We start from the raw sequence: 19,836 nt of genomic DNA on the forward strand, positions 1-19,836 counted from the left end.
CGGAATCAGTGATCGGTTTAAACCGAAATGGGTGATCGGATAATCCCGAAATGACTGATCGGAATGCTCCGAAATATGCACGTTTTCAGCTTGGCCAATAGACTTCAATGCGTCGGTATAACCTTGTGCTATAAAGTAATTTACCGCCTGCATGTCACCTTGAGCGATGGCTGTCGATACCATTTCTGTCGCTTTAGCTTCTGCTTCTGCTGCACGCTCACGAGCTTCTGCTTGCAGAATTGCTGCTTGCTTTTGACCTTCCGCTTTTAAGATTTCTGATTGCTTATGACCTTCCGCTTTTAGGATCTCAGCTTGTCTTACCCCTTCAGCCGATAAAATGTCGGCACGTTTGTTTCGCTCAGCTTTCATCTGGGCATTCATTGCAGCGGTCAGATCGGCTGGCGGTTGCACGTCTTTGATCTCGATACGAGTAACTTTTACACCCCAAGGGTTTGTTGCTTCATCCACGATATTTAGCAGCTTAGTATTGATCATGTCTCGTTGGCTAAGCATCTCATCCAGTTCCATAGAGCCAAGTACGGTACGGATGTTAGTTAGGGTTAAATTACGGATCGCATGCTCAAGGTCATTTACTTCATAAGCCGCTTTCGGAGCATCGATAACTTGTACGAAGCAGACTGCGTCAATCATGACATTAGCATTATCTTTAGAGATGACTTCTTGAGCAGGGACGTCGAGTACACGCTCCATCATGCTGATTCGCTGTCCGACTTTATCAATAAATGGAATAATCAGGTTCAAGCCTGGTTTGAGGGTCTGCGTATAGCGACCAAAGCGTTCGACAGTCCAGTTGTTGCCCTGTGGAACGGTTTTGACACCAGCGAAAATGAACAGTAGTGCGACGACAGTAAAGACGCCAATAGTAATCAATGTATCAATAGCCATACAAAATCCTTTGCAAGTTTAAGTTTTTGATAGTTCACTATTGATACTGGCTCATATTTAAATCCTGAGCAAATTTATAAACGAGAAATGGGCCATAAAATATTGATTTTATGGCCCATTTTATATTATTCATTCGATAAGCTAATTGATTGAATTGTCAGTTTTCGATGTTTAATCTAACGATTTTAGGCTTTTGTTAGTAAAGCAGAGAGTACAGTTGTCGACGGTACTTACTGGCAACAGGGTTTCCTTGCCCAAGCGCACTTAAGATGTCCATGAACTCTTTTTTCATGTCGCCATCGCAAGCATTTAGATCTTTTGCTAGGAAAGACCACAATAGCTCCATCGCTTCTTCGTTGCGGTTCACTTGGTGATATTGCAATGCTAACTCAGAGGCAGTCTTAGCGTCATTTGGGTCTTGCTGCAGAGCGGTTTCTAATGCCTGTATTTCAGGGCTGTCTGCTGCTTGCTTGTGAAGCTCCAGTTTCGCGACTAAGCCTTTGTAGTAGTTGTCTTGGTACTCTAGAGGAATGGTGGCTAGCTGAGTTTCAGCAAGATCAAACTGTTGCGTTTCTAACAAACACTCTGCGATCGCCAGTTTTATTTCGCCTTTGCTTGTTAGCGTAGCTGGAAGTTGTTGCATTGCTGCCAGTGCTTGCGTGTGCTCACCTGCTTGCATTTGCTCCAGAGCTTGACGTAATGCAAGTTCATCTTGGCTAGGAAGGTGCTTGCTTAGCATTTCAACAATCGCTTCTAAGCTCTGAGGGCCACCAAGCCCATCGACAGGCTGACCGTTAACAAAAAGTGCAATAGTCGGCAGTGCTTGAACCCCAAATTGGCTAGCAATGGCTTGCTCTTGCTCGCAATTCAACAGGGCTAGGGTGAAAGCGCCATTGTATTGCTGAGTTAGTGTTTGTAGTTCAGGAATGACTTGGGCGCTCTCTTGGCTCATTGGTGCCCAAAAATGGATGAGTACAGGTGTCTGCATCGAACCTTCTAATACTTGACGAAAGTTCTGCTCATTAAGTTCAACAATATGCGGAGATTGCATTTACGTTCCTTGAGGTTTGTTTTATGGATACGTTGCAAATATGGGGGGATAAGTCGGTAACTTCAAGATCTAACTGGGTTATCTCAGATAAAAAGAGACAAATAAAAACGCCATGCTTCGATGTTGTTAGGATGTTTATCTCAACATAGAAGGCATAGCGTTATCATTTCAGTGGTCAGTGAGGCGTTGCGAGAGGTATTCAAAACAGAATAAACAACGTAATAGCCAGACTTACACCTACCCAATTAAGGCGATTTAAAGTCATGAAATTTCCAAAGTATATTCATCAATTGGGAATAACTGATGAGATAGGCTAAATCATGACACCTTATTGTTACGAATAAATTACATCGTTACATTAAAGTTTGAGACTGTTCATGCAAAGTTAGTAATTTATGCAGCTTTTCGTAAAATAGGGTCTAGCAAACGACTAGGTAGAATTCTTTTCAATACAGCAAATACCTTGGTCGGGGTAGTCACACGGTATCTCAACCTAGGTTTACCAGCAGTGAGAGCATGGAAAACCGGCTCAATACAGCTTTCAGGTGGCAAAACAAAAGCGTTGTTCGATGATTCTTTTTCGAGACGGTCTTTTTGTTGTTGGTAAGCTTCTTGATGAGCACTGCCTGAAATGGATATCCATTTATTGAATGCTTTGAGGGCATTGGTTCTGAATTGAGTCTCAATTGGCCCCGGCTGTAATAATGATATGTGTATACCACTACCGTGAAGCTCTAAGCGTAATGTGTCTGTCCACCCTTCGAGAGCGAACTTCGACGCATTATATGCGCCACGATATTTCATGGCGGCAAAACCTAATACTGAGCTGTTTTGTACAATGCGTCCTTCACCGCGTTCACGCATGTGCGGAAGGATTTGGCAAACTAAGTGATGCCAACCAAAGAAATTGGTTTCAAATTGCTCTCTGAGCCCTTGGGTTGGCAAATCCTCTAGCGCGCCAGCTTGACCATAAGCCCCATTATTGAATAAACCATACAACCCGTTAGGCGCGAGCTCTATCGCTCGCTTCGCCCCTTGCTCGATGCTTTCTTGATTGGAAAGGTCTAACTGAATACAAGTGAGTCCTTCGTCTTGAAGGCGTTTTACATCTCGTGGGTGGCGACAGGATGCAATGACATTAAAACCACGTTTTTGCAGTGCATGAGCACATGTATAGCCTATACCCGTTGAGCAGCCAGTGATAAGAATCGACTTGTTCACACTTAATCCTTTATTAGAGTCTCTATCTCTCTAGAGTAAAGAATTAGTCTTGATGTTGTAACAAGTTTTTCAGAGCAGGTTCGATTCTTGAGTAACTGAATATAAAACCCATCTCGGTCAATTTCTTTGGCTTAGAACGAATGCTATCGAATAGTAGACAAGAAGATTCGCCCATGAGCAGCGACATCGCCCATTTGGGTGTGAAGAGAATATGCGGACGTCGTAACTGTTTGGCTAATGTGCTACTAAATTGTTTGTTGGTGACGGGATGAGGGGCGCATAGATTAAATTCCCCCTGAGCGTGAGGGATCGATAATAAGTGGTTGATGGCCCTAACCATATCAAGCATATGAATCCATGGCATGTATTGCTTTCCTGAGCCTAGTGGTCCACCTACACCAAGTTTGTATGGCATCAGCATCTTCTTTAGCGCTCCACCATTTTCGCCAAGAACAATACCTGTCCGGAGCAATATAACGCGAGTGTTATCTGATTGAGCTCGTTTAGCGATGTCTTCCCAATGAGCACAGACTTTGTGAGGAAAGCTTTCATCCTCTACTTGTAATGATTCATCAAACGGTCTTTGTTGTTGATCACCATAGTAACCGACGGCTGAGCCACTGATAAAAGTCTGTGGTGGATTTGTACTGGTGTGGATTAGCTCGACGATTTTTTCTGTGATATTCCAGCGGCTAAGACAAATCCTCTCTTTTTGTTCTGCACTCCAACGTTTGTCGGCAATGGGTTCTCCCGCGAGGTTGACCACTGCGTCGAAATTATTGAGGTCGTCGAGATCATCAAGAGACTGTATGTAGTGAAGATTGTTTTGGTTGAGATGGTTCAGGCTTTGCTTTGCTTTTTCTGGGCTCCGCGTCAGTAATGTCACGTCGTCAGTGTTCCAACTCTTGATCAATTCAGAGCCAATAAATCCAGTACCACCAGTTAACAATATCTTCATACCAATCTCCCTATTAAACATAATTATAGACATGGCTTGTTTTTAATATCCAACCAATACGAAAAAGTCACTATAACGATCAGTTGATTTCAATCGTGTGATAGCCAAATTATGCCCTTAATAAATAGACATATGAATTTAATCGTTGATAGCGGAATGTATACCTTTATCACACTTATGAACTTTACTCGGATAGGTTACCAACTGCGTAATATTTATCACATAAGCAACGATAATGATTTGCCATGATTATTAGTAATTGATAACCGAGCGTAATCGTAAACAAAAGGAGTCACGATGACAGCAGTGCTTGCTTTGTTTCGAGCTATGTTAGGTAGCCTGAGAGACTTATTACCGATTGTCGCGGTGATTGCTTTCTTCCAACTCGCGGTTCTCCAAGAGCCGCTTCCTCATCTATTTTCTATTTTGTTTGGCCTGATGCTGGTGGTTTTAGGCCTCACTTTTTTCATCTTCGGACTCGAAATGGGACTTTTCCCGATTGGAGAGTCGATGGCTCAAGCATTTGCTCGCAAGGGGAGTGTGTTCTGGTTACTGACCTTTGCTTTTTGTTTAGGCTTTGGTACCACCATCGCAGAACCCGCATTAACTGCGGTTGCTGCCGAGGCCGCTGAAGTGGCGGCAGAAGGCGGCGTTATCCCCAACTCTTTAGATGAGATGGAACAATACGCTGATGGTCTCAGGCTTACTGTGGCGCTTTCTGTTGGTATCGCGATTTTACTTGGCGTGTTACGAATCCTGAAAGGCTGGCCAATTCAATACATGATTATCGGTGGTTATATTGGTGTTGTGGTGCTGACAGCATTTGCTCCTGAAAATATCATCGGTATCGCATATGACTCTGGAGGCGTGACGACTTCAACCATCACCGTTCCTCTCGTTACTGCTTTAGGGGTTGGTTTGGCTTCTGCGATTAAGGGACGTAATCCTATGATTGATGGATTTGGCTTGATCGCGTTTGCCTCACTATTGCCGATGATGTTTGTGATGGTTTATGGAATGGTGGTGACATGATCAGCTTCCAGCAATTTATAGATACTTTTCTTGGTACCGTGACTGATGTTATTCCTATTGGTGTCATTATCTTTGGTTTTCAGTTAGCGGTGTTACGTAAGCCTGTCACTAATTTAGCCAAAGTACTACTTGGCTTTTTCTACGTGATCTTAGGTCTCTCTCTATTTTTGATGGGGCTTGAATTGGCATTGTTTCCTTTAGGGGAGACGATGGCGATGCAATTAACCGAGCCAAGTTTTTTGTCGGAATTTAAGATCAGCTCAGGACATGAATTGGTGTGGTTTGACTATTACTGGGTCTATCTGTTTGCATTCTTTATTGGTTTTAGTACTACGATAGCCGAACCTTCTTTGATTGCTGTCGCAATTAAGGCGAACCAAGTTTCTGGTGGCAGCATTAGGATCAACGGTTTAAGAATTGCTGTCGCACTCGGTGTCGCGATTGGTATCTCCCTTGGGAGTTATCGCATCGTTGCAGGTGACCCTATCCACTACTACATCATTTTTGGTTATGTCATCGTCGTGATTCAAACCTTCTACGCGCCCAAACTAATTATTCCGTTAGCTTACGATTCGGGTGGCGTAACCACATCAACGGTGACGGTGCCCTTGGTGACGGCTCTTGGGTTAGGGCTTGCTTCAACCGTACCTGGACGTAATCCCGTGATCGATGGTTTTGGCTTGATTGCGTTTGCCAGCTTATTTCCAATCATCTCTGTAATGGGCTATGCCCAAATAACACATTGGTTAAATCGTTTACACACCTCTAAGGAGAGTAAAGATGCGCTTTAAACTTATCTTAGCGTTTGTCGAAGAGAGCAAGACAGACATCGTGCTTGACGCCGCGCGTGATGCTGGCGCAACCGGAGCGACGGTGATTAATAATGCCAGAGGACAGGGCTTAAACCAGAAACGCACTTTCTTTGGCTTGACGCTAGAGGTTCAAAAAGACGTGTTGTTGTTTGTTGTCGAAGAGCATTTAGCTAGACATATTCTCGAAAGGATCAGTGAGGTGGGGGAGTTTGACCAAGAATCGGGGCAAGGTATTGCGGTACAGATAGATGTAGAAGATGCCGTAGGGGTTGCGCACCAAGTAGAGACGTTGACTAAAATTGTAGAGGATGAGCTATGAGTAGCAGTGAAAGAATCCGAGTGAGTGATGTAATGGCCAATACCTATGTCATTATCGATGGGTTGACCACCGTGTTAGAAGCGATTGAGATGGCAAGAAAACACAAGGTAAAAGCCATTATCGTAGATAAACGTCATGAGGATGATGAGTACGGCATTGTATTGATGAATGACATTGCTAAGAAAGTGCTTGCTAAGAACCGTTCTCCAAAGCGAACCAATGTTTATGAAATCATGACAAAACCAGCCTTAAGTGTGTCGGCAGATATGAACGTTAAGTATTGCGCTCGACTGTTTGAGCGGTTTGGTATCAGTCGTGCTCCGGTGGTCAGTAATAATCAAATCGTCGGTATGGTTAGTTACAATAATATCGTGATCAACGGCATGGCGAGAGATGACGTGTAGCCTTTCGATACGTACAATAGACACATAAGTTTTATGGAGAAGTACGTGTGAAATTATTTTTTGCTTCCGATCTACACGGATCGCTGCCAGCAACAGAAAAGGTATTAGAACTCTATCAAGCGTCCGGTGCGCAATATTTAGTTCTACTGGGTGATATTCTGAATCACGGTCCGAGAAACCCGATTCCTGAAGGATATAATCCGCCAGCGGTCGCAGAGAAGTTAAATGAGCTCTCTCAAGAGATCATCGCGGTTCGCGGTAATTGCGATAGCGAAGTGGATCAGATGCTGCTGTTTTTCCCGATGATGATGGATTATTCGTGGGTACTGTTAGAGTCAGGTGCGCGTATTTTCTTAACTCATGGTCACCTTTATAACACGACTAAGCGACCTGTATTAAAAGCGGGTGATGTTATTGCGCATGGGCATACTCATATCCCTGTTGCCGAATACCAAGATGGTGTGTTTATTTTCAATCCAAGCTCAGTTACATTTCCAAGAAATGGCCATGCCGCTAGCTATGGCCTCTATGAAAATAACACATTCAAAGTAATTAGCTTGGAAGGTGAGTTGCTTGTGAGTGGCAAGTTATAAACTGGTCGTCTTAAGTAAATAGATCAAAGCCTTCAGATAAGGCTTACTTTGAGTCTACGTGGCCAAGATCTCTATCTGGAGCAATGATGTTTCGAACTCTTTGCTTCAGAACTTTCGCCTCAGGAAAGCCTCCATCGGCTTTTCTTTCCCAAATTTGCACACCATTACAAAAGATTTCAAATCGCCCACCCGTATCGGGGTGCAAACTTACTTGCTCTATTTCTTCACTGAAAGTATGCAGTAACTCTTGGCATAACCAGCTAGAACGAAGCATCCAATTGCATTGACGGCAATAGTGTATGGATATAGACGCTTTAGTGAATGATGAAGCGGTTTGCTCTGATTCTTTGCTCATGGGTAATCCTTTAAGCGCGAGTAAATTCCTAGTCCCAATATCACGGTTTCAATAACAACACCGATGTTGCGGGTAATAAAAAAGGAGCATCATGCTCCTTTTTCTATTGGTATTTCGTTTAAGGCTGTACCGCGATTGATATACGGTAAATTACTATTCAGTCTTAGTTTGAAAACAACACTGTAGAACCGTGATTCAAGCTTGTGAGCAGCAGTGCTTTCGGATTCACAATATCAATTCGACGGCTCTGTTCTGCATCCATCTTGATAACCTGAGTGATAAGGTCTAATTGCTCTTCAGAGAAGTCTTGGCGTTGAGCCGAAGTCACATCTTTAAACTCAGTCGGAGAAACGAGTAAGTAGTTATCGTTGATATCCCATTGGCCTGTTTCAGAAATGTTGATCACATTCGCTGGCGCAGTTTGGGTGCTGTATAACCTAACTACCGACATTCTTAGATAGGTGCCGTTTGGTAGGTATTTTGCATTTGACGACAATTCAACTTTACGAAGTGGGCCGATTGAATCAGCTTGCTTGTTATCGCTAATCAGAGTCACCATTTTCGATTGCCATTCATGCTGAGTGAGCAAGCGCTCTACTTTTGCATCGCTGCCCCAATACAACCAACCACTTAAGAAAGCAGAGAGAACCAGTAAAATAATGGATACTTTTAATTTCATGTTACTCATCGCCTTTACAAATGTCGTTTACATCCGACTGGTTTGCATAAATTCTTAGGGTTACATTCTCGCTCGAATATTCTTGAGGGTGAATGTAGTTGAGGGCAAGGTTGTTGGTTTGTCCACCCGTTGCAATCACTTCAGTCGGCTTTAACATGCCTGTGTGATTGGTGTTATAACGCAATACACATTTCTCTATCGCTGGCAGCCAACTGGTGAGGTCAGGGTGATTGATTGGTGATTGCACTTTCACGCCATCAACTTCTGCTAAAGTACGAAACTCTGATTCAGCTGGATTAGTAAACGTCAAAACAAGGATTGGCATGATGATAGCGGCAAGCAACAACCCAAATGTTAACCATTTAGTATTGTTGACTGGAGCTGAAACAGAAGTTGTCGTTGGTTCTACTTCAACTCTAGTCTCTTGAACTTTTGTGATTGCTGCAAGGTCGACAGTTTCAGAAATAGCGTCTTCACTGGTTGTAGTTGTAGCAGTGGCAAACGTTAAAATAGGTTCTACGTCAATTTCTGCAATTTCAGCCGTCACCGATTGATCATTTGAAGAAAGTGGTGCAGAGCGCTCTACAGTGGCAATAAACTGGTAACCACGCTTTGGAACAGTCTTAACGAATTCTGGAGATTTGGTCGAGTCTTTCAGCATCTTTCTTAGTGTTGATACTGCTTGCGTCAAGCTTGAGTCATCGACTTCAAAGCCTTGGTCTCGCCAAACATATTCGTGCAATTCATTACGAGTGATAACTTCATTGGGCCTTTCTGACAGCATTAGGAGAATGCGGCTTTCATTGCTGCCAAGGCGCACGACTTCGTCGTCGCTCAGTTGATCAACAAGTGAATTGCTATTTGGATCGAAGACGAACCGCTGTGCGAGAATAAACTTTGTGCCGATATTGCTCATTGAATTCTTCTATTTTGGATGATTTTGGGTGCGAAATAGACAAATCAGAGGTGAAGTTCAGCTGATTCTTCACCAAATTATGGCTTCTTTTATGTTCTTTTATATTTATCAGGCTCAAGGATAATAAAAACAGATAAAAAAAACAGTGTTTTTATGATTTTTGACCTTGAATTTACATTTGTCATCCTCATGTTAATGAACATAAGAGTGGCATTCAGTATTCCGCCCTGTCGTTATTCAACATAAAGTATAGATGTTTTGGAGTAAAAATGAGCGAAACAGCAACGCAAAATAAAGAGACTCGTGGCTTTCAATCTGAAGTAAAACAACTACTTCACTTAATGATTCACTCTCTCTATTCAAATAAAGAAATTTTCCTACGTGAGCTGATCTCTAACGCATCTGATGCAGCTGATAAGCTTCGTTTTCAAGCGTTATCAAATGGCGACCTTTACCAAGGTGACGCTGATCTAGGTGTTAAACTGTCGTTTAACGCAGAAGCTAATACTTTAACGATTTCAGACAACGGTATCGGCATGAGCCGCGATAACGTTATTGAGCATTTAGGTACAATTGCAAAATCAGGTACCGCAGACTTTTTCTCAAAACTGTCTGATGACCAAAGCAAAGACTCTCAATTGATTGGTCAATTTGGTGTTGGCTTCTATTCTGCTTTCATCGTTGCCGATGCTGTAACCGTTCGCACTCGTGCGGCTGGCCTAGCGAGTAATGAAGCCGTGCAATGGCACTCGGCAGGTGAAGGCGATTACACCATTGAAGACGTTACAAAAGAGTCTCGTGGTACTGACATCATTCTTCATATGCGTGAAGACGGCAAAGAGTTCTTAAATGAATGGCGTCTGCGTGAAGTGATTGGTAAATACTCTGATCACATCGGTATCCCTGTTTCTATCTTCACTGCTGTTAAAGATGACGAAGGTAAAGACACCGAAGAGAAGCATTGGGAACAGATCAATAAAGCCCAAGCGCTTTGGACTCGCAACAAATCTGATATCGAGAAAGAAGAGTATCAAGAGTTTTATAAGCATGTATCTCACGACTTTGCTGATCCACTAACGTGGAGCCACAATAAAGTTGAAGGTAAGAACGACTACACAAGTCTGCTTTATATCCCAGCTAAAGCACCTTGGGACATGATGAATCGTGACCACAAAAGCGGCCTAAAACTGTACGTGCAGCGCGTCTTCATCATGGATGATGCTGAACAGTTCATGCCATCTTACATGCGTTTCGTTCGTGGTTTGATTGACTCAAATGATCTGCCACTCAACGTATCTCGTGAAATTCTTCAAGACAACAAGGTGACTCAGTCTCTTCGTGGTGCATGTACCAAGCGTGTTCTGACTATGCTTGAGCGCATGGCGAAGAATGACAATGATAAGTACCTAGAGTTTTGGAATGAGTTCGGCCTCGTACTGAAAGAAGGCCCGGCTGAAGACATGGCGAACAAAGAAAAAATCGCTGGTCTACTTCGTTTCTCATCAACGGAAGTAGATTCTGTTGAGCAAACTATCAGCCTAGCTTCTTACGTTGAACGTATGAAGGGAGGCCAAGACAAGATTTACTACCTAACCGCTGATAGCTATGCAGCCGCTAAGAACAGCCCTCACTTAGAGCAGTTTAAAGCGAAAGGCATCGAAGTAGTTCTAATGTACGATCGTATTGACGAGTACGTAATGAACTACCTAACGGATTTCGACGGTAAACAATTCCAATCAATCACCAAAGCTGGCTTGGACTTGAGCAAGTTTGAAGGCGAAGAAGAGAAAGAGAAGCAAAAAGAGACAGAAGAAGAGTTCAAATCTGTTGTTGAGCGCACTCAATCTTACCTAGGTGATCGTGTTAAAGAAGTTCGTACTACTTTCAAGCTAGCGACAACGCCAGCGGTTGTAGTCACTGACGACTTCGAAATGGGCACGCAAATGGCTAAACTTCTAGAAGCTGCGGGTCAAGCAGCTCCTGAAGTTAAGTACATCTTTGAGATTAACCCAGAACATGCTCTGGTTAAACAAATGGCAGATGAAGCGGACGAACAAGCGTTCGGTCGTTGGGTTGAGTTACTACTTGGCCAAGCTATGCTGGCTGAAAAAGGCTCAATGGAAGATCCGTCACAATTCTTAGGTGCAATCAACGAACTACTGACAAAACGTTAGTCTTTCGACTTTGGGCTAAGCTCATAATTATAAATAAAAGCTCGCTAATGCGGGCTTTTTTTATGAACGTCGCTTAACTTCATCGAAATGTAGCTAAAGTCGCTAACAAGACGAACGCAAACGCTGTCGATACATTCTTTAGTCTTAATTTCAGCCAAATTGAATATTAATGTGATAGAATGCTCGACCTAATCAGCTGGTACTATGAACCTATCGTCTCCAGTTGTATGATTTTTAAACGTTATACCGAAACTTACCGTTTTGCTTCTGTTTACAGTTGTGCTTAGCCTCAGTTGTTACCTAACCTCTCTTGTTTGACCTAAATTAAACCAGAAAGGCGGGATAGTGAGCTTCGGTATAAATCATAATTTTTATAAGAGGATTAAACATGCGCATCATTCTTCTAGGTGCTCCTGGCGCGGGTAAAGGTACTCAAGCTAACTTCATCATGAACAAATTTGGTATCCCTCAAATTTCAACTGGTGACATGCTACGTGCTGCTATCAAAGCGGGTACTGAGCTTGGTAAGCAAGCAAAATCAGTAATCGACGCTGGTCAGCTAGTTTCTGATGAAATTATCCTTGGTCTAATCAAAGAGCGTATCGCTCAAGATGACTGTGAGAAAGGTTTCCTACTAGACGGTTTCCCTCGCACCATCCCACAAGCGGATGGCCTAAAAGAAATGGGCATTGCTGTTGATTACGTTGTTGAATTCGACGTAGCTGACGATGTGATTGTTGAGCGTATGGCTGGTCGTCGTGCTCACCTTCCTTCTGGCCGTACATACCACAGTGTGTACAACCCGCCTAAAGAAGAAGGTAAAGATGACATCACTGGCGAAGAGCTAGTTGTACGTGATGACGACAAAGAAGAAACAGTTCGTGCACGTCTAGGCGTATACCACGATCAAACAGCTCCGCTTATCTCTTACTACGGTAAAGAAGCGGAAGCAGGCAACACTAAGTACCTTCAATTTGATGGTACTAAGCAAGTTGCTGAAGTTAGTGCAGAACTTGAGAAAGCATTAGCATAATTGGCTAACAGCCAGTTTTAGAATTTGATATATTAGAAGCGACCTTATAGGTCGCTTTTTTTGTTTCAATTTTTAGTACGATACCAATCTAAATAAGTTTGATTGCGCAAAATTCAAGGTTGTTAAGCTTTGATGATGGGTAGCAGTTTAGAGTTTGAGGTACCTAATGTGCAGAATGATTATTCAAACATTTGGTAGGCGTAATGATCTTCAACTTACTCAGATTAGTATATTACTTTCCAGAAAATCACACATTGGTCTCAGGTATCTATGGAAAATAATAAAAAGCAGGGCGTTTTACTGGTGAACTTAGGGACTCCAGATTCGGCGACCCCGGCTGGCGTTCGTCGATTTTTGAGTGAATTCTTACACGACAAGCGAGTCGTTAATCTAACTCGTTGGCTTTGGTGCCCTATTTTACATGGGGTGATCTTACCGATTCGAGCACCGAAAGTGGCTAAACTGTACCAATCTGTTTGGATGGACGATGGATCACCGCTGCTTGTGTACTCGCAAAGACAAGCGCAAAAGCTACAGAAAAAATTACAGTTGCCTGTTGCTTTGGGAATGACCTATGGTAGCCCAAGCCTTAAAACAGGTATTGAGCAATTGATGGAGCAGGGTGTTGAAGATATCATCGTATTGCCTTTATACCCCCAGTACTCAGGCACAACGACAGCAGCTGTTTCTGATGGTTTAACTAAAGCCTTCAAGCAAATGCCTGTTATCCCGAGCTATCGCTTTATTCGAGATTATTACTCTCACCCTAGCTATGCGAAAGCATTGGCTGAAAGTGTTCGTAGCCATTGGGAAGAAAATGGCAGAGGCGATCACTTGGTGTGTTCATTCCACGGCATCCCTAAAAGGTTAGCCGATGAAGGCGATATCTACCCTCAACATTGTGAAGCGACGACCAAATTGCTTGCTGCGGAGTTAGGGTTATCCTCGGAAGACATCACCATGACATACCAATCTCGATTTGGCCGCGAGGAGTGGTTGAAGCCTTATACCGACGAAACGCTTGAAACGCTTCCAAGCAAAGGCATCAAGAAGATCGATATTATGGCGCCCGCATTCTCAGTGGATTGTTTAGAAACGTTAGAAGAGATTTCAGACCAGTGTAAAGAGACGTTCATTGAGGCTGGTGGTTCTGACTTTAGCTACATTATGTGTCTCAACGACAGAGACTCACACATCGACATGATGGCTGAACTAGTGGCGCTTCATCGCTAACTGATATGTCGATTGAATAGATAGCAAAAGGGCTGCTCATTGAGCAGCCCTTTTTGATCTTGATGTTTCTTCTTGAGGTAGATCTAGTTATTAAGCAACCGAAGTTTCTGCTTTTGGTTCTGCTTCAAGCGTCATGTTGGTTTCTACACCATGCATCCATGATACAAGTTTGCCAGCACAAAGAAGCAGTAAGACGCCACTGATTGTCGCTGTAATTGCGATACCACCGAAGATAGACATCGCGCCAAGCTCACCAACGTGAGAGCCCACAAGGCCAGCTACGTAGTTTGCAACGGCATTGAAGCCAAACCATGCACCCATCATTAACGATGCTAGACGAAGCGGAGCTAACTTAGTGACCAACGACAGGCCAATAGGAGATAGACAAAGCTCACCAAGAGTGTGGAAGAAGAAAGCACCGACTAGCCACAGCATTGATGTTTTCACTGTTAGGTCACCACCTTGCTCCATTACCGCGCCCATCATGCACACAAAGCCAAGAGCTAAGAAGAATAATGCCATGGCAAATTTTACTGGAGAATTTGGTTCGCGCTTACCAAGCTTGACCCAAAATGCAGCAATGATTGGTGCAAGAGTAATGATGAAGAATGGGTTCAGAGATTGGAACCACGCAGCAGGAACTTCAAAACCACCAATCATGCGGTCAGTGTATTGCTGAGTGTAGATGTTCATTAAGCCGCCAGCTTGTTCAAAGCCAGCCCAGAAAACAATCACGAAAAGACCCATAACCAGAATAACTTTTAGTCTGTCGAACTCTTCTTTTGTCAGTGGTGCTTTCTCTTTAGATTTGTTCAGTGCCCTTGCTCGCGCTGCAGCTGGTACTGAACCGATGTTACCTAACCAAGATTGAGCCATCGTTAGTTGCATAATCAGGCTAATCACCATACCAATACCAGCGGCTAGGAAGCCTGCTTTCCAGCCGAAAGAATCGACGGCAGCACCTGAAATTAAGCCTCCCAATAGTGCGCCTAAGTTGATACCCATGTAGAAAATGGTGAAAGCACCATCACGTCGGTTATCACCTTCTTGGTAAAGATCGCCAACCATGGTCGAGATGTTAGGTTTAAACATACCGTTACCACTGATAAGCAGAGCTAAACCAAGATACAGTGCATTCACTTGGTCTAATCCAATGAAACCGTTAGGTAGAGCAAGTGTAAATTGTCCTAGCGCCATTAGTAGGCCACCAATCAGGATCGACTTACGCTGTCCTAGGTAATTATCGGCAATCCAACCACCGATTAATGGTGTGATGTAGACTAAACCGGTGTAAATACCGTACAGATCAAGTGCGTCTTTCGTTGACCAACCAAGTCCACCGCTGAGTGTGGTGTCAGTTAAGAATAAAACAAGGATTGCACGCATTGCATAATAGGAGAAACGTTCCCATAGCTCTGTGCTAAAAAGTAGAAATAGGCCTCTAGGGTGGCCAAAGATGTTGTGATTGCTTGGCATAAGTTTTACTAATTTTAGGTATTAAAAGATTTTATAGTTACTTATGTATACAGAGTGGAATAACCATCTGCAATAGGTGTCTTTTATGGTCACGATAACTTATTTTGTATAAGTTTATGAAACTGATGACTTTTATTTGTAATGTTACCCTGGTAATACGTGCTGCAAACTAATTTTTCAGATTTGAGCTGAACATGGAATGAGCAATTTAAGAGTGAATTTTAATGATTTTGTTATTATGCATTGTTAGGGTGTATTGTTTTGAATTTTAAAGGGTATGTCATGAATGATGATCGTTGCATACACTCGTTTACAATAATGCGCCTTTTGATCTGAAAATGATCCCTGTACAATGCTTAACCACTGTTGGTACCTATAACTTTTTGTTGATAAATTGGTCTGCTACGCATTATTTCTTGCTGCAACGGTTCATTTTATTAATGGCGATTCAACCAGTTTAGGCATGTGGTAAAATATCTAAAAATATAAAATGGCTAGTAAAATGAAACGTTGGTATTTACTTTACTGTAAGCGTGGTGATCAAAAACGCGCGCAGTTGCACTTAGAAAATCAAGGGGTGGAGTGCTTTTACCCCCAAATAGAAGTCGAAAAAGTGGTTCGAGGGAAAGAGAAGCAGGTCAAAGAGCCGCTATTCCCTTCTTACATCTTTGTTCGCTTTGATTACGAACTGGGCCCTAGCTTTACGACTGTTCGCTCAACTCGTGGTGTTGTGGATTTTATTAAGTTCGGCGCTAGGCCACATGAAGTCCAAGGTGACTTGGTGTATGAGCTTAAAGAGTTTGAGAAATGTTGTAGTAACGAAGCCGAAGATTGCTGTATTGAGTTTGAATCAGGGCAGGTAGTAAAAATCAATAGTGGCCAGTTTGCTGGTGTTGAAGCTATTTACCATCAAAAAGATGGTGAAGCTCGCTCTATTATGCTGGTTAAGATGATCAGCCAAGTTGTTCCGATCAGTATTGAGAACGAAGCGCTTCAAGCTCACGCATAAGTGCAGTAATAAAAAGCAATAAAAACAGGCTTAAAAATAAAAAGGCGCATTATGCGCCTTTTTTAGTCTTTAGCATTTATTCAAACGCTATGATTCGATATTTCTTAGTAAGAGTCGTTATGAACTGTTTGTACAGCACGACCTGAAGGGTCTACACAGTTTTTGAATGATTCATCCCATTCAATCGCTTTTGCTGATGAGCACGCAACCGATGGACCGCCAGGTACACATTCCGCCGCTGATTCTAGAGGGAATAGCTCTTCAAAGATTTCGCGGTAAGCGTAACCTTCTTTCGTTGTTGGCGTGTTGTAAGGGAAACGGAACTTAGCAGCTTCCATTTGTTGATCCGTTACTTTTTCTTCAGCTGTCGATTTCAACGTATCAATCCAATCGTAACCAACACCATCTGAGAACTGTTCTTTTTGACGCCAAGCAATTGAATCTGGCAGGTAGTCTTCAAAACACTCACGTAGGATGTGTTTTTCCATCTTACCGTTACCACACATCTTATCTTCAGGGTTCAGACGCATAGCTACATCGATGAACTCTTTATCTAAGAATGGTACACGGCCTTCGACGCCCCATGCTGCCAATGATTTGTTTGCACGAGCACAATCGAACATGCTTAGAGCAAGAAGTTTACGTACTGTCTCTTCGTGGAACTCTTTTGCGTTTGGCGCTTTATGGAAGTACAGGTAACCACCAAAGATCTCATCAGCACCTTCGCCAGACAATACCATTTTGATGCCCATTGCTTTGATCTTACGAGCTAGCAAGTACATCGGTGTTGAAGCGCGGATAGTCGTTACATCATAAGTTTCGATGTGGTAGATAACATCACGGATTGCGTCTAGGCCTTCCTGAATGGTGTAAGTCATCTCGTGGTGCACAGTACCGATCTTATCAGCAACTTCACGAGCCGCGATGAGGTCTGGCGCATTTTCTAGGCCAACTGCGAATGAGTGCAGTTGTGGCCACCAAGCTTCTGATTGCTCATCATCTTCGATACGCATTGCAGCAAAGCGTTTAGCGACCGCTGAAGTGATTGATGAATCAAGACCACCAGATAAAAGCACACCATAAGGTACGTCAGTCATTAGTTGGCGTTTAACCGCCGCTTCAAGCGCTTCAGTCAGCTCTTCTTTGCTCGTACTGTTGCCTTGAACTGCTGCATACTCGTTCCAATCACGTATGTAGTAGCGTTGAGGTTCTGCATCTTTTGAAGAGTAGAAGCTGCCTGGAGGAAATTCACTGATTGTTTTACATACAGGAACTAGCGCTTTCATCTCTGAAGCTACGTAGTAGTTTCCGTGGGCATCGTAACCTTGGTAAAGCGGGATGATACCAATGTGGTCACGGCCTACTAGGTATTCGCCTTTCTCTTCGTCGTATAAAACGAATGCGAAAATACCGTTAAGTTCTTCTAAAAGGTCCGCGCCCATCTCTTGGTATAACGCTAGGATGACTTCACAGTCAGAATCTGTCTGAAATTGGTATTTGTCTTCATAGCGTGCACGAAGTTCTTTGTGGTTATAAATTTCACCGTTTACTGCAAGAATGTGCTTTTTGTCTTGGCTGTATAATGGTTGTGCACCACTGTTAAGGCCAACGATAGCTAAACGTTCGTGAGCAAGGATTGCTTTTTCACCAGCATAGATACCAGACCAGTCTGGGCCGCGGTGACGAAGCTTTTTAGACATTTCTAAAGCAATAGGGCGAAGTGTTGCGGCATCACTTTTAATGTCGAGAATGCCAAATACTGAACACATAGAACTTCCTTTTAAATAATTTCTAAATCAACTGCATTCAATTTGCCATTCTGGCTAAAAAAAGCAACCAGATGTGAGCAAAAAAATAATATAAAGGGTGTTATGTTAGAAATTATCTAATTATTACTCTATTTTAGTGATTGATATCTAATTGCCGTTGGGTTTTTATACAAAAGCCTCTCAAAAGTGCCAAAACAAGCAATTTTAAGAGGCTTATAAGAGGGTGTTTAGACTAAATTTTATTGATGTTTGGGTTTAACTGCTCACATACGTGTCGAGCAAAACCACTACCCGCTTCGCTGTAAATGTTAAACGCCGCATCGACGCCGTTTTCTTTTAGTGTTTCTAACTGATCTGTATATTCAGCAATGGCTGCTATTTGACCCTTGAAATTACGTGATTTTAATTGTTCTAAAGTAGTTTGGTTACCTTGATGGTGAGGCATCGCCAAAATAACCAATTTTACGTTTGCTGTATCTAAGATTCTTTCCCAGAAATCTGGGTCAGTTGCATCGCCGGAAATTACGTTTCTTCCATGGCTTCTGTGGTTGTGTGCCGCTTCTTCACGAACTTCTACACCCAAACTGACTTTCCCGTAGCGTGAGCGTAATTCGTCGTATGCACCTGTACCAATTCGTCCCATTCCAAGAATGAGTACTTGTGCACGGCCCGGGTCGATAAGTTGATCTCGTTGGTGAAGCTTCTCTGCCGCGTGCTCTTTTAACCATTTTCCTGATTGTTGATACAGTTTGTGGCCAATTCGATTGAGAGGTGCGGCAATTAAGAACGACAACGAGACTGCAATAGCCACGGCAACCAGTATGTCACCAGACATCCAACCCATCTTAAAGGCAAGACCGCCGACGATGAGGCCAAATTCACTGTAGTTAAAGAGTGATAAAGAAGCGAGAAGAGACGTTCGAACACGGAACTTGAAACGATTGAGAACCAAGAAATAAAGGATGCCTTTAACGGGTAGCAACAACAAGAATAAGATCGCAAGCATAAAGCCTTGAATGGTTGGTTGCTCGGAAAGGCCAATATTCAAGAAGAAACATACAAGGAACAGTTCTTTGAGATTAAACAGTGATTTCGATAGCTCTGAAGCTTTTGGGTGACCTGCTAGTAACATACCTAGGATAAGTGCACCTAGGTCTGGCTTCATACCTACAAACTGGAACAAACCGGCACCGACCACTAACGCAAAGAAGATGCCGAACAAAACCAACATCTCACCGTGACCAACCCAATCGAGGACTTTGTAGAATATTGGACGACAGAATGGCAAAGCAAATAATGCGATGGCATACCATTCTGGCATTTTACCGGTGGATGCGGTTAAAAAGACCACAGCAAAGATATCCTGCATGATCAGAATACCAATCGCTAATGTTCCATAGGTCGCATTCATTTCCCCTTTCTCTTGCAGAGACTTAACCGCGAATACGGTACTCGAGAAAGAGAGAGCAAAGCCGAGCAAAACGATCTGTTCCATCGACATGGCTGCCAGCGATGAAATACCTAGGAGCTTAAAACCAAATAAGGCGGCTGCAAAAAACAGAGTTGATAAAAGGTTGTGGATTGTAGCACCAGCCCAGATCTCTTTAGAGAGTAGGGTTTTGATGTCAAGCTTTAAGCCAATAGTAAACAGGAGCAGGGTGACGCCGAGGTCAGCCAGGGTAATGATGGTGTCATTAGTTTCAAAGCCTAGAGCATATAGCCCAAACCCTGCGACCAAAAAGCCAACGAGTGGGGGAAGGTGACACTTTAAAGCAATAAATCCTGCGATAAACGCAGTTGATATTAATATAAGTTCCATAACTTGTTGTTGTAGTTCCCTAGCTTAAAAAAACGGGCCGTGTTCATACAAACACGGCCCGCGGAAAATCAGAATTG

General features: G+C 43.0%; 18 protein-coding genes and 1 pseudogene. 9 read left to right on the forward strand and 10 right to left on the reverse strand.

What is annotated here, in order from left to right:
• Positions 1–81 precede the first annotated feature (81 nt).
• The 4 genes and pseudogenes from OCV36_RS04210 to OCV36_RS04225 form a co-directional block, all read right to left on the reverse strand.
• Positions 82–906: pseudogene (locus tag OCV36_RS04210) on the reverse strand (SPFH domain-containing protein); the annotation flags it as partial.
• A gap of 196 nt (positions 907–1,102) precedes the next feature.
• A complete protein-coding gene (locus OCV36_RS04215; RefSeq protein WP_135458022.1) occupies positions 1,103–1,957 on the reverse strand; it encodes a co-chaperone YbbN in 855 nt (284 codons plus the stop codon).
• A 393-nt stretch (positions 1,958–2,350) separates the two neighbouring features.
• Positions 2,351–3,178 (reverse strand): SDR family oxidoreductase, encoded by an 828-nt coding sequence (locus OCV36_RS04220; protein ID WP_135458024.1) that lies wholly within the window; start codon positions 3,176–3,178, stop codon positions 2,351–2,353.
• Positions 3,179–3,221: 43 nt separating this feature from the next.
• The gene (locus OCV36_RS04225; protein WP_135458026.1) at positions 3,222–4,136 is read right to left on the reverse strand and encodes a TIGR01777 family oxidoreductase; all 915 of its coding nucleotides are present in this window, start codon (positions 4,134–4,136) and stop codon (positions 3,222–3,224) included.
• Positions 4,137–4,433: 297 nt separating this feature from the next.
• Here OCV36_RS04225 and OCV36_RS04230 point away from each other — a divergent pair, with 297 nt between their 5' ends.
• From OCV36_RS04230 to yfcE, 5 genes are read left to right on the forward strand one after another with little or no spacing between them, the layout of a single operon-like run.
• Positions 4,434–5,168 carry a DUF1538 domain-containing protein gene (locus OCV36_RS04230; RefSeq protein ID WP_102552192.1) on the forward strand — a complete coding sequence of 245 codons (735 nt, stop codon included), beginning with the start codon at positions 4,434–4,436 and terminating at the stop codon, positions 5,166–5,168.
• Entirely contained in the window at positions 5,165–5,959 is a 795-nt protein-coding gene (locus tag OCV36_RS04235) for a DUF1538 domain-containing protein (RefSeq protein WP_017073170.1), read from the forward strand. Before OCV36_RS04230 ends, OCV36_RS04235 begins: the two co-directional genes overlap by 4 nt.
• Positions 5,949–6,299 (forward strand): P-II family nitrogen regulator, encoded by a 351-nt coding sequence (locus OCV36_RS04240; protein ID WP_017073169.1) that lies wholly within the window; start codon positions 5,949–5,951, stop codon positions 6,297–6,299. The genes OCV36_RS04235 and OCV36_RS04240 overlap by 11 nt, the downstream gene beginning before the upstream one ends.
• Complete coding sequence (locus tag OCV36_RS04245) at positions 6,296–6,703, forward strand: CBS domain-containing protein (RefSeq protein WP_017073168.1); 408 nt, start codon at positions 6,296–6,298, stop codon at positions 6,701–6,703. The genes OCV36_RS04240 and OCV36_RS04245 overlap by 4 nt, the downstream gene beginning before the upstream one ends.
• A gap of 47 nt (positions 6,704–6,750) precedes the next feature.
• Positions 6,751–7,296, forward strand: a complete 546-nt coding sequence (gene yfcE / locus OCV36_RS04250) for a phosphodiesterase (protein ID WP_135458028.1) — start codon at positions 6,751–6,753, stop codon at positions 7,294–7,296.
• Positions 7,297–7,339: 43 nt separating this feature from the next.
• Here the strand turns inward: yfcE and OCV36_RS04255 are convergent, their stop codons facing one another.
• From OCV36_RS04255 to OCV36_RS04265, 3 genes are all read right to left on the reverse strand, one after another.
• Positions 7,340–7,651 carry a SelT/SelW/SelH family protein gene (locus OCV36_RS04255; protein ID WP_135458030.1) on the reverse strand — a complete coding sequence of 104 codons (312 nt, stop codon included), beginning with the start codon at positions 7,649–7,651 and terminating at the stop codon, positions 7,340–7,342.
• Positions 7,652–7,814: 163 nt separating this feature from the next.
• Positions 7,815–8,330: a regulatory protein ToxS gene (locus tag OCV36_RS04260; RefSeq protein WP_029224794.1), complete on the reverse strand. Its 516-nt coding sequence runs from the start codon at positions 8,328–8,330 to the stop codon at positions 7,815–7,817.
• Between the two features lies 1 nt (position 8,331).
• A complete protein-coding gene (locus OCV36_RS04265) occupies positions 8,332–9,246 on the reverse strand; it encodes a winged helix-turn-helix domain-containing protein (protein ID WP_135458032.1) in 915 nt (304 codons plus the stop codon).
• A gap of 269 nt (positions 9,247–9,515) precedes the next feature.
• Between OCV36_RS04265 and htpG the strand changes: the two genes are divergently transcribed.
• From htpG to hemH, 3 genes are all read left to right on the forward strand, one after another.
• The gene (gene htpG, locus OCV36_RS04270; protein ID WP_135458034.1) at positions 9,516–11,420 is read left to right on the forward strand and encodes a molecular chaperone HtpG; all 1,905 of its coding nucleotides are present in this window, start codon (positions 9,516–9,518) and stop codon (positions 11,418–11,420) included.
• A gap of 388 nt (positions 11,421–11,808) precedes the next feature.
• A complete protein-coding gene (gene adk, locus OCV36_RS04275) occupies positions 11,809–12,453 on the forward strand; it encodes an adenylate kinase (RefSeq protein ID WP_017073162.1) in 645 nt (214 codons plus the stop codon).
• Between the two features lie 270 nt (positions 12,454–12,723).
• Positions 12,724–13,686, forward strand: coding sequence for a ferrochelatase (gene hemH / locus OCV36_RS04280; RefSeq protein ID WP_017073161.1), 963 nt, complete (start codon positions 12,724–12,726; stop codon positions 13,684–13,686).
• Between the two features lie 90 nt (positions 13,687–13,776).
• Here the strand turns inward: hemH and OCV36_RS04285 are convergent, their stop codons facing one another.
• Positions 13,777–15,162: a peptide MFS transporter gene (locus OCV36_RS04285; protein ID WP_135458036.1), complete on the reverse strand. Its 1,386-nt coding sequence runs from the start codon at positions 15,160–15,162 to the stop codon at positions 13,777–13,779.
• A gap of 502 nt (positions 15,163–15,664) precedes the next feature.
• On the opposite strand from OCV36_RS04285, the gene rfaH reads away from it, so the two are divergent.
• The gene (gene rfaH / locus OCV36_RS04290) at positions 15,665–16,171 is read left to right on the forward strand and encodes a transcription/translation regulatory transformer protein RfaH (RefSeq protein WP_135458038.1); all 507 of its coding nucleotides are present in this window, start codon (positions 15,665–15,667) and stop codon (positions 16,169–16,171) included.
• A 104-nt stretch (positions 16,172–16,275) separates the two neighbouring features.
• Here the strand turns inward: rfaH and asnB are convergent, their stop codons facing one another.
• Both asnB and OCV36_RS04300 read right to left on the reverse strand, forming a co-directional pair.
• Positions 16,276–17,940: an asparagine synthase B gene (gene asnB, locus OCV36_RS04295; RefSeq protein ID WP_135458040.1), complete on the reverse strand. Its 1,665-nt coding sequence runs from the start codon at positions 17,938–17,940 to the stop codon at positions 16,276–16,278.
• Positions 17,941–18,172: 232 nt separating this feature from the next.
• On the reverse strand, positions 18,173–19,759 hold the full coding sequence (locus tag OCV36_RS04300) for a cation:proton antiporter family protein (RefSeq protein ID WP_135458042.1): 1,587 nt from the start codon (positions 19,757–19,759) through the stop codon (positions 18,173–18,175).
• Between the last annotated feature and the right edge of the window lie 77 nt (positions 19,760–19,836).

The organism is Vibrio echinoideorum, from assembly GCF_024347455.1.
Taxonomy (GTDB): Bacteria; Pseudomonadota; Gammaproteobacteria; order Enterobacterales; family Vibrionaceae; genus Vibrio; species Vibrio echinoideorum.